Source organism: Acidovorax sp. GW101-11A03 (assembly GCF_059424825.1).
In genome coordinates this window covers 170,210-180,656 of record NZ_JBWKZU010000002.1, presented here as the reverse complement: position 1 = coordinate 180,656, position 10,447 = coordinate 170,210, and the positions used below count along the sequence as shown (strand labels likewise).

The 10,447-nt window shown below is 66.5% G+C and carries 9 protein-coding genes; 5 read left to right on the top strand and 4 right to left on the bottom strand.

Annotation, left to right across the window (positions count from 1 at the left end; all coding sequences use genetic code 11):
- From AC07Z7_RS02120 to AC07Z7_RS02105, 4 genes are all read left to right on the top strand, one after another.
- Positions 1-2,127, top strand: a 2,127-nt coding sequence (locus AC07Z7_RS02120; RefSeq protein WP_494765165.1) for a S41 family peptidase, incomplete at its 5' end; no start/stop codon positions are given.
- A gap of 76 nt (positions 2,128-2,203) precedes the next feature.
- Positions 2,204-3,685 (top strand): AMP nucleosidase, encoded by a 1,482-nt coding sequence (locus tag AC07Z7_RS02115; protein WP_494765164.1) that lies wholly within the window; start codon positions 2,204-2,206, stop codon positions 3,683-3,685.
- Positions 3,686-3,743: 58 nt separating this feature from the next.
- The gene (locus tag AC07Z7_RS02110; RefSeq protein WP_494765163.1) at positions 3,744-4,880 is read left to right on the top strand and encodes a GGDEF domain-containing protein; all 1,137 of its coding nucleotides are present in this window, start codon (positions 3,744-3,746) and stop codon (positions 4,878-4,880) included.
- A gap of 29 nt (positions 4,881-4,909) precedes the next feature.
- The gene (locus AC07Z7_RS02105) at positions 4,910-5,851 is read left to right on the top strand and encodes an ATP-binding cassette domain-containing protein (protein WP_494765162.1); all 942 of its coding nucleotides are present in this window, start codon (positions 4,910-4,912) and stop codon (positions 5,849-5,851) included.
- A 98-nt stretch (positions 5,852-5,949) separates the two neighbouring features.
- On the opposite strand, the gene purT is transcribed toward AC07Z7_RS02105, so the two are convergent.
- Positions 5,950-7,152 carry a formate-dependent phosphoribosylglycinamide formyltransferase gene (purT, locus tag AC07Z7_RS02100; RefSeq protein ID WP_494765161.1) on the bottom strand — a complete coding sequence of 401 codons (1,203 nt, stop codon included), beginning with the start codon at positions 7,150-7,152 and terminating at the stop codon, positions 5,950-5,952.
- A 247-nt stretch (positions 7,153-7,399) separates the two neighbouring features.
- Between purT and AC07Z7_RS02095 the strand changes: the two genes are divergently transcribed.
- Positions 7,400-7,972: a DUF3455 domain-containing protein gene (locus tag AC07Z7_RS02095; RefSeq protein WP_494765160.1), complete on the top strand. Its 573-nt coding sequence runs from the start codon at positions 7,400-7,402 to the stop codon at positions 7,970-7,972.
- A 37-nt stretch (positions 7,973-8,009) separates the two neighbouring features.
- On the opposite strand, the gene cynS is transcribed toward AC07Z7_RS02095, so the two are convergent.
- The 3 genes from cynS to ntrB form a co-directional block, all read right to left on the bottom strand.
- Entirely contained in the window at positions 8,010-8,453 is a 444-nt protein-coding gene (cynS, locus tag AC07Z7_RS02090; RefSeq protein ID WP_252661794.1) for a cyanase, read from the bottom strand.
- 113 nt (positions 8,454-8,566) lie between these two features.
- Complete coding sequence (locus tag AC07Z7_RS02085; protein WP_494765159.1) at positions 8,567-9,451, bottom strand: ABC transporter ATP-binding protein; 885 nt, start codon at positions 9,449-9,451, stop codon at positions 8,567-8,569.
- Complete coding sequence (gene ntrB / locus AC07Z7_RS02080) at positions 9,441-10,310, bottom strand: nitrate ABC transporter permease (RefSeq protein ID WP_494765158.1); 870 nt, start codon at positions 10,308-10,310, stop codon at positions 9,441-9,443. The genes AC07Z7_RS02085 and ntrB overlap by 11 nt, the downstream gene beginning before the upstream one ends.
- Between the last annotated feature and the right edge of the window lie 137 nt (positions 10,311-10,447).

The following is a 10,447-nucleotide window of genomic DNA, read 5'->3' as shown; positions in this document are numbered from 1 at the left end:
GCGGTATCCGCCGGGCAGCAGATGATGTCCACGGGCCAGCAGATGATGTCCACGGGCCAGCAGGTGATGTCAACGGGCCGACAGGCCGTGGACGCAGGGCGCCAGGCCTGGGACAACCGCAACGGCATCCCCTTCCAGCCTCCTTCCGGACCGGCGGTGATGGCGCGCGACGAGGGCGGTCCGGTGCGCCTCATCGCGGCGCTGGAGCGGGGTGCCGGTGACCCCATCACGGCGGGCAGCACGCTCGTGGCGTTGCTCGACCAGGGCGCCTACTTCGTGCAACGCCAGGCTGCGCACGTGACGCCGCCTCAGGACCAATTGCTGGCCACGCCCCGCATGGACAGCTCGGCCGTGTCCATCGACCTGCCGCCCACGCCCCCGGGGACACTTTTCGATCTGGGCACGGGCCGGGTGCGTGTGTCGGGCACCGGAGTGAAGATCTTCGCGCTGTCCGTGCACACCCAGCTGCCGCGCCGCGCGGGCCGCCGCGCGCTGGACACGATTGAGCAGCACGCCATGCTGACCACCAGCTCTGTGCAGATGGAATGGCCTCTGCAACCTGACCTGGCCATGGAGCCGGTGGGTGGCAAGCTGCTGGTGTGGGCCAGCGAGGCGGGCGCGCCGTTCCCGGCAGGGTTTGGCGCGGATGGCCGACTGTTCACACCCGATGACCCCATGGTGCGCCTGCCGCGCGGCTACACCGTGGTCACGTTGGACAGCCGCGGCTTCAGCTTCGACCGCAGTCGTGAGGTCGCACTGTCGCAGTACGGTGTGCAGTCCACCACCGACATCGACCTGACCCGGCTCGCGCCCGGCGATGCGTTCAAGGCATTCACCAGCGTGATGCATGAGCGTTACCCCTTTCGTGGCGCCCAGCCCACGGACTGGGTAAGGCTGCAAGCCGAATTGGCCGACAGGATCCGCCAGGCCGGTGACCAGCGGGACCGGCGGGCCATGGCGCAGGTTTATGCCGAGATCGGCACACGCCTGCAGGACGGCCTGTTCCGGGTTGATCTGCGCAGCGCCAACGGACTCCAGCGGCTGGCGGCAGGACTGGACACCGGTCTGGCCGGGCAGTGGGTGCCACGGGGGATCACTCCACTGCCGCAGCAGGGCGTGTGGTGGCTTGCTGATGGCCGCACCATGGTCGGCAGCGTCGCGCCCGGCTCTGCCGCCGACCTCGCTGGTCTGCGACCGGGGGCAGAAATCATGGAAGTCAATGGCGAAAGCATGTCGCGCTATGTAGGCCGGGCTTCTCGCCACTCCAATCGCCCCACCGAGGCGGGGCGCCGCCACGAAGCGCTCAAGCTCACGGCCTATGACCGGGAGGCCATGGTCCTGAAGGTGCGGCAGGACGGCAAGGACCAGTCCATCGATCTGCGCCAACGCATGGCCGAAAGGCCACAGGCTGCGGGTACCGGGCCCAACAATGAATCCTTGTCGGCGTTCCAGCTGCGTAGCCAGTCGGGCCGTCAGTATGGCTATCTGGCGCTCAGTTCGTTCGCTGACGGCGGCGGCAACCTGGACCTGTGGGAGCGCAGCCTGGCCGCCGCCAATCAGGCGCGGCTGCGGGGTCTGGTGCTCGATCTGCGGGGCGCCAACCATGGGTCCTACCAGCTGGTTCCGCACTATGTGGCCTCATTCTTCTCGTACGACCGCCCCCTCCGGCTGCAAGGCTACGCCCAGCGCCAGGTGGATGCCACCGCCAAGGTCTGGCGCAGCCGCGGCAGCCTGGGACTCCCCCCTCAGTTGCCTCTTTTCACGCAAGGCCAGACGCACTACAGCGGCCCTCTGGTGCTGCTGACGGGCCCAGAATGCATGGGGGCCTGCGAGATGTTCGCCGCCTGGTTGCAAAAAGCAGGCAGGGCACAAGTCGTCGCTACCGAGCCCACGCCGGGTGCAGTGGGCATGACGACCCGGATCCTCCTGCCTGGCGACATGGTGGTCCATGCGCCCACCGTGGCAGAACTCGCCGCCAACGGCGAGCACTATGTGTTCGGCAAAGGCGTCGAACCCGACCTCCGTATTGCCGTTGATGCCGGGGTCGTGCAGCGCGCCCTGGGCGGAGGCGACCCCGTGCTGGACACGGCCGTGCAGTGGCTGGAGAGCAGATCCCCCGCCCGCTGAGCACCCCAAAAGCCCGCAACGTCCTGAAAAAACCCGCCCGCCCTCCTGCGGGATCGCGGGCAAGCGAAAATAGCGCATGCCCCTCATCCCCGACTTCATCGCCCCCACCCGCCACACCGACCCCGCCGACGCCCTGGCCCAGGTGCAGCGCATTTACCAGCAACAGATCGGCCACCTGCGCGATGCCATGCAGCGTTTTGTGGCAGGAGAGACGCCCGAGGGCCCGGTGCGGGCCTTCTACCCCTTTGTACGGGTGCACACCACCACCGTGGCGCGGGCCGATACCAAGCTGGCCTATGGCTTTGTGGAGGGCCCCGGGCGCTATGAGACCACCCTGACCCGGCCCGACCTGTTTGCGAACTACTACGCCGAGCAGTTCCGCCTGCTGCGTGCTGCACACAACGTGGACCTGGAAGTGGGCACCAGCACCCACCCCATCCCCATCCATTTCTCGTTTGCCGAGCACGACCACATCGAAGGCACGCTGACCCAGGCCCGCCGCATGCTGATGCGCGATGTGTTCGACCTGCCCGACCTGGCCGCCATGGACGACGGCATTGCCAACGGCACCTGGCAGGCTGCGCCGGGCGAGGCCCAGCCTCTGTCGCTGTTCACCGCACCGCGCGTGGACTACTCGCTGCACCGCCTGCGCCACTACACGGGCACGGCGCCCGAGTGGTTCCAGAACTTTGTGCTGTTCACCAACTACCAGTTCTACATCGACGAGTTCGTGCGCCTGGGCCACGCCGAGATGGCCAAGCCCGACAGCGAATACATCGCCTTCATCGAGCCCGGCAACGTGGTCACACGCCGCGTGGGCCTGAGCGCCGAGGCGGGCGACGACCTGGGCGCCGCGCCGCCCCGCCTGCCGCAAATGCCCGCCTACCACCTGGTGCGCAAGGACGCGAGCGGCATCACCATGGTCAACATCGGCGTGGGCCCGGCCAACGCCAAGACCATCACCGACCACATCGCCGTGCTGCGCCCGCACGCCTGGATGATGCTGGGCCACTGCGCGGGCCTGCGCAACAGCCAGCAGCTCGGCGACTACGTGCTGGCCCACGCCTATGTGCGCGAGGACCATGTGCTGGACGAAGACCTGCCGCTGTGGGTGCCCATCCCGGCGCTGGCCGAGATCCAGCTGGCGCTGCAGCAGGCCGTGGCCGATGTCACGCAGATCAGCGGTGCAGACCTGAAGCGCGTGATGCGCACCGGCACCGTGGCCAGCACCGACAACCGCAACTGGGAGCTGCTGCCCGACAACACGCCCCAGCGCCGCTTCAGCCAGAGCCGCGCCGTGGCGCTGGACATGGAAAGCGCCACCATCGCCGCCAACGGTTTCCGCTTCCGCGTGCCCTACGGCACCCTGCTGTGCGTGAGCGACAAGCCCCTGCACGGTGAAATCAAGCTGCCCGGCATGGCCAACCACTTCTACCGCGAGCGCGTGGACCAGCATCTGCGCATTGGCATGCGTGCCATCGAGATCCTGCGCAACGGCGGCGTGGACCGCCTGCACAGCCGCAAGCTGCGCAGCTTTGCCGAAGTCGCCTTCCAGTAAAGAAGATAGAGAGAAAAAAGAAAGAAACGCCACCAAGCACGCAGGGCCGATCTGCCCCATGCCACTGGACTTCCTCACCCTGATGGCCGTCATGGCCACCAACCTGTTCATGATCTCGGCGGCCCTGCCGCTGATCATGGGCCGCGGCGTGAGCCGTGCGGCGCGCCATGTGCAGGCCAGCCTGCTGCTGCAGGCCGTGGCCTGGGCGGCCATCATCGCCTCGTCGTCGCTGTGGGACCAGGCCCTGTCCACCCTGTCGATTGCCTGCAACGCAGCGGCCCAGTGGATGCTGTACCGCGCACTGGAGGAGTGGCTGGGCCCGCGCCCGTTGCCCCGTCTGCTGCTGGTGCTGGTGATTGCCGCCCCGCTGGGCTACACGCTGGGCTTTGGTCACTACGCCTGGCGGGTGGGCTGGGCCAACTTTTTGATGGCCGCCATCCTGTGCATCGTGGCGCGCGCCACCCTGGCGCCGGTGGTGGAGTCCAGCCTGCGCTGGCGCAGCCTGCTGCTGGGCTGCCTGCTCACTTCGGCGGCCTTCACGCTGGCGCGCGGCATGCTGGGCGCGTTTACCGACCAGTACCCCAGCTTTCGCACGCCCCACCCGGTGAACCTGGCTGCGGCCGTGGCCACCAACGTGAGCCTGGTGCTGGGCACCGTGGCCCTGCTGGTGGCCTGGCGCGCCGAGGCCGAACAGAAACTGCACACCCTGGCCATGACCGATGGCCTCACGGGCCTGCTCAACCAGCGCAGTTTCACCCAGCAGGGCGCCAGCCTGCTGGCACACGCCGCCCGCCACCAGCTGCCCGTGACGGCCTTGATGCTGGACGTGGACCACTTCAAGCAGATCAACGACACCCGGGGCCATGAAGCGGGCGACCGCGCACTGCAGCTGTTTGCACGGCTGCTGGGTGACACCTGCCGCAGCGGCGACCTGATCGGGCGGCTGGGCGGCGAGGAGTTTGGCGTGCTGCTGCTGCACAACAGCGCCCCGGCCGGCATGGCGTTTGACCGGCGCCTGCGTCGGCGGCTGCACGCCGCAAGTGTGGCTGAACTGGGCTTTGCGCTGGACTACAGCGCCGGGCTGGCGACACCCGCGCCTGGCGAAACCGACCTGGCTGCGCTGATGGCGCGGGCCGACCGCGCACTTTACGAGGCCAAGACGGCGGGCCGGGGGCGGCTGGTGGCTGCCAGCTGAATGCGCCGCGCCTCACACACAATCCAACCATGACCGCACTTTTTGAAGCCCTGCACCTGCGCAAACGCTACGGCGAGACCACGGTGGTGGATGACGTGTCGTTTGCCATTGCCCCCGGCGAATGCCTGGGCGTCATCGGCCCCAATGGCGCGGGCAAGACCACCACCATCCGCATGTGCCTGGGCCTCACGGCGCCCGATGGCGGGGCTGTGCATTTCACGCCCACCCCTGGCGCGGCGCCGCTGCACATGCCGCGCGATGCGCTGGCCATCAAGGCGCAGCTGGGGGTGGTCACGCAGTTCGACACACTGGACCCGGACTTCACCTGCGCCGAAAACCTGCGCGTGTTTGGCCGCTATTTCGGACTCAAGGGCGCGGTGATGGACGAGCGCGTGCCGCAGCTGCTGGAGTTTGGGGCGCTGTCCCACAAGGCCGATGCCAAGCCCGGCGAACTCTCGGGCGGCATGAAGCGGCGCCTGTCGCTGGCGCGGGCCCTCGTCAACAACCCGCGCCTGCTGCTGCTGGACGAACCCACCACCGGCCTGGACCCACAGGCCCGCCACCTGATGTGGGAGCGGCTGCAACTGCTGCTGCAGCAAGGCAAGTCGATTTTGCTGACCACCCACTTCATGGACGAGGCCGAGCGCCTGTGCTCGCGCCTGCTGGTGCTGGACCATGGCAAAAAAATCGCCGAAGGCCGCCCGCGCGAGCTGATCGCCCAGCACCTGGAGCGCGAGGTGGTGGAGGTGTTTGGGGTGGGCGCGGTGGCACTCACACAAGACACCACCCTGCGCGCGCTCGCGGCCCGGGTAGAAGTGAGCGGCGAGACAGTGTTTTTCTACACCCAGAACGCCCAGCCGCTACTGCAGGCGCTGGGGCAGCACGGGCACCTGCGCACCTTGCACCGGCCCGCCAACCTGGAGGATCTGTTCCTCAAGCTCACGGGCCGCCAGATCCGCGAGGATGGCTGAGCGTTGGCACCGGCTGGCGTGCCAGCCGATGCCAACTATAAAAACAATAGCTATAAGCGCTTACCCATCGCGCGCAAACGGCCATTTTTTCTTGAAATTCAGACCTTCCGGGGCCTGACCTTGCCCGCCGCGAGCTTGGCGTTGTGGCGCGCAGTGTCCACATCCTCCGCCCGCGCCAGCGCCACGCCCATGCGGCGCTTGGTGAAGCTCTCGGGTTTGCCGAACAGGCGCAGGTCGGTGCCGGGCACGCGCAGCGCTTCATCCACGCCATCGAACACAATGCCCTGCGCTTCCACACCGCCATAGATCACGGCACTGGCGCCGGGGTTGCGCAGGCGGGTGTCCACCGGCAGGCCCAGGATGGCGCGGGCGTGCAGCTCGAACTCGCTCTGGTGCTGGGTGCACAGGGTGACCAGGCCGGTGTCGTGCGGGCGCGGGCTGACTTCGCTGAACCAGACGTCCTGGCCCTTGACGAACAACTCCACACCAAACAATCCCTGGCCACCCAGGTTGTCGGTCACGGCCTTGGCGATCTGGCGTGATTTTTCGAGCGCGGCGGGGTGCATGGGGTGGGGCTGCCAGCTCTCCACATAGTCGCCGCTCACCTGCACGTGGCCGATGGGGTCGCAGAAGCTGGTGACGATCTGGCCGTCGGCGCCCACCGAACGCACAGTGAGCTGGGTGATTTCGTAGTCAAAGTCGATGAAGCCCTCGACGATCACGCGGCCATGGCTCACGCGGCCACCGGCCATGGCGTAGTCCCAGGCTTTTTTCACATCGTCCGGGCCGTCGATCTTGCTCTGGCCCTTGCCGGAGCTGCTCATCACGGGTTTGACGATGCAGGGATAGCCAATCCCGCTATCAATCGCAGCCTGCAGCTCTTCGAGCGAATTACAGAATTTATAGGGGCTGGTGGGCAGTCCCAGCATCTCGGCCGCCAGCACGCGGATGCCTTCGCGGTCCATGGTCAGGCGCGCCGCGCGGGCCGTGGGGATCACGCGCACGGTGCCCGCGGCTTCCAGCTCTTCGAGCATGGGGGTGGCGATGGCTTCGATCTCGGGCACGACCAGGTGCGGGCGCTCGGCCTCGATCAACGCCTTGAGCTGGGCCGGGTCGCTCATGGTGATGGTGCGCGCGTGGTGGGCCACCTGCTGGCCGGGGGCGTTGTCGTAGCGGTCCACGGCGATAGTTTCCACACCCAGGCGCTGCAGCGCGATCAGCACTTCCTTGCCCAGCTCGCCGGAGCCCAGCAGCATGACTTTGGTAGCGTGGAGGGACAGAGGGGTTCCGAGGGTGGTCATTGGAGGTTTTCCAGAAAAAGAAGACGCAAACGCCACGAAGGACAGGGGGCCTGTCGCAGCAATGCGGCGACTTTAATGCATGGGTAGTGGCCCGGTGTGAGCGGGCCCACCAGCACACCAGACAGGGGCGGCGAAAAAATTTTGCCTTGCCCACATCCAATCCGCGCCCGGATGCGTACCCCCTGTTGCAGCAGACCGTTTTTGCGGCGGCTGCACCCTCCAACCCATTCAAGAAAAGGCAACCACCATGCACACCCAGCCCCTGCACACCCGTTTGGCCCCCTGGGCCCTCGCGCTTGCCACCGCCACCTTGCTGACGGCCTGCGGCGCCATGAAGCCCGCATCCAGCCCCATGTACTCGCAGGACAGCCTGCCCGACACCATCAAGGTGCCTGCGGGCCACAAGGTCGCCATGGAAACCGTGGGCGTGGGCGAGATCACCTACGAATGCCGCGACAAGGCCAACATGCCCGGCCAGACCGAATGGGTGTTTGTGGGCCCCAAGGCGGTGCTGAACGACCGCAGCGGCAAACAAGTGGGCACCTACTACGGCCCTCCGGCCACCTGGGAGTCGAACGATGGCTCCAAGCTCACCGCCACGCAGCTGGCGGTGGCACCGTCAGGCGCTGGCAACCTGCCCTACCAGCTGGTCAAGGCCAACCCGGCCATGGGCAACGGCGCCATGGTGGGCGTGACCTACATCCAGCGCGTGGCTTTGAAGGGCGGCGTGGCGCCCACCACGGCCTGCACCACGGCCAACAAGGGCGCGCGCGAAATCGTGAAGTACCAGGCCGACTACATCTTCTGGAAGGCCGCCTGACGAGGCACAGGGAGCGGGCGACGCCGCTCGCTCCGGATCAATACTGCTTGTAGGGCAGAAACTTGCCCGACAGGACCACATTCACGCGGTCGCCCTTGGGGTCGGCTTCGCGCGTGATGTCCATGCTGAAGTCGATGGCGCTCATGATGCCGTCGCCGAATTCCTCGTGGATCAGTTCCTTGATGGTCGTGCCGTAGACGCTCACGATCTCGTACCAGCGGTAGATCAGCGGATCGGTAGGCACGGGCGTGGGCAGCGAGCCCTTGTAGGGCACGACCTGCAGCCACTTCTGCTCTTCGGCCGTGAGGCCGAAGATCTTGCCCAGCACCTTGGCCTGTTCGGCCGATGCCGTCATCTGGCCCAGGCACAGGGCCGTGGTCCATTCCTTGGACTGGCCGACCTTCTTGGCAATGGCCTCCCACTGCAGGCCCTTGGCGACCTTGGTGCTGATGATCTTTTCGGTAACGTCGTTGCGGTTCATGGTGATGGCTCCTTCGGTTGGATGGGTTTTGGAACAGGGAACAGGAACTTCAGGGTGCAGCACTCCCTGCCGCCCCCTGAGGGCAACACGACAGTGCTTGGTTATTCAGGAAATCAGTGGGCTTTGGCGCGCGTCACCAAAAAGTCCACGATGTGGTTGCGCAGCGCGTAGTAGCCGTCCAGGTGGTGCAGGCTGGCGCGCGTGCGTTCGCGTGGCAGCGGGTTCACCACCACCTCGGCGATGCCGCCGGGGCGGTAGCCCTCGGGCGTCTCGTTGCCGTTGCTCATGAGCAGGATGCGGTCGGCCAGCAAAATCGCCTCGTCCACATCGTGCGTGATCATGAACACCGTCTGCTGCGTCTGGCGCACGATGGTCATCAGCTCGTCCTGGATGGTGCCGCGTGTGAGCGCGTCGAGTGCGCCGAAGGGCTCGTCCAGCAGCAGCATCTTGGGCTGGATGGAGAACGCGCGCGCGATGCCCACGCGCTGCTTCATGCCGCCTGAGAGTTGCGAAGGCTTTTTGTCGATGGCAGGGCTCAGGCCCACCAGCGCCACGAACTTCTCCACATGCGCATCCACCTGGGTCTTCTTCCAGTCGGGCCAGCGCGACTTCACGGCAAACGCGATGTTCTGGCGCACCGTCAGCCAGGGCATGAGCGCGTGGCTCTGGAACACCACGCCCCGGTCCAGGCTGGGGCCAGCCACTTCGCGCCCGTCCATGATGACGGTGCCCGAGGTGGCGGTGTCCAGCCCCGCCAGCACGTTGAGGATGGTGGTCTTGCCGCAGCCCGAGTGGCCGATGATGCAGACGAATTCGCCCTTGTCGAGCGTGAACGACACATCGGCAAACACGGGCTTGGCGGGTACAAAGGCCTTGCTCAGCCGGTCGATCTGGAGGAAGCCTTGGGTCACGGCAGAGGCCTTTCGTTGCGGTGCGTCAGTGGCATCAGTGGCAAGAGGGGCTGGAACAGCCGGGCGCTGGGCAACATCACTCCACATAGGTCACCACCTTCTGCAGCTGGCCAAACGCCAGGTCGAGCAACATGCCCACCACGCCGATCACCAGGATGGCAAAGATCACGTTGGTGAGCGACAGGTTGTTCCACTCGTTCCACACGAAGTAGCCAATCCCCGTGCCGCCCACCAGCATCTCGGCCGCCACGATCACCAGCCAGGCAATGCCCATGCTGATGCGCATGCCCGTGAGGATGGTGGGCGCTGCGGCAGGCAGGATCACCAGGAAGGCCTTGCGCAGCGGGTTCACTTCCAGCGTGGCCGACACGTTGAGCCACTCGCGCTTGACCGACGCCACGCCAAACGCCGTGTTCACCAACATGGGCCACACCGAGCAGATGAAGATCACGAAGATGCCCGAGATGGACGAGTCCTTGATGGTGTAGAGCGCGAGCGGCATCCACGCCAGCGGGCTGATGGGCTTGAGCACCTGGATGAACGGGTCGAATGCGCGGCGCAGCAGCGGTGACATGCCGATGATGAAACCGAGCGGGATGGCGACCAGGCAGGCCAGGCCAAAGCCCAGCGCAACCCGGCCCAGCGAATGCGCCAGCTGGATGGCGATGCCCTTGTCGTTGGGGCCGTTGTCGTAGAACGGGTTGGAGAGATGGCCCCACACCGTGCTGCCCATGGCACCCAGTGTGGGAAAGCCGCCGCTCTTGGACGCACCCGGGTCCTTGCCCATCATCTTGGCGTACTCGATCTGCTCGGCCGTCATGCCGGCCGTGCCAGCACCCGCCGCACCCGATGGCGCCGTGGCGATGTACCAGATGCCCAGCAGCGTGAGGAAGATGAGCACGGACAAAAGGCCCGCGCGCAGGTTGAGATTTTTGGAACTTGTCATGTCAAATCTCCGTGCGTTTCACAAGTTCAACAACCCACAAAACGCGCAGGGCCGAAGCCAGGGCCCCCGCGCAAGGACCGCCACGACGAGCCAATGTCGCCTTCGCTCCGTGCGCTGGGGGCGTCCCCCTCCCGCAT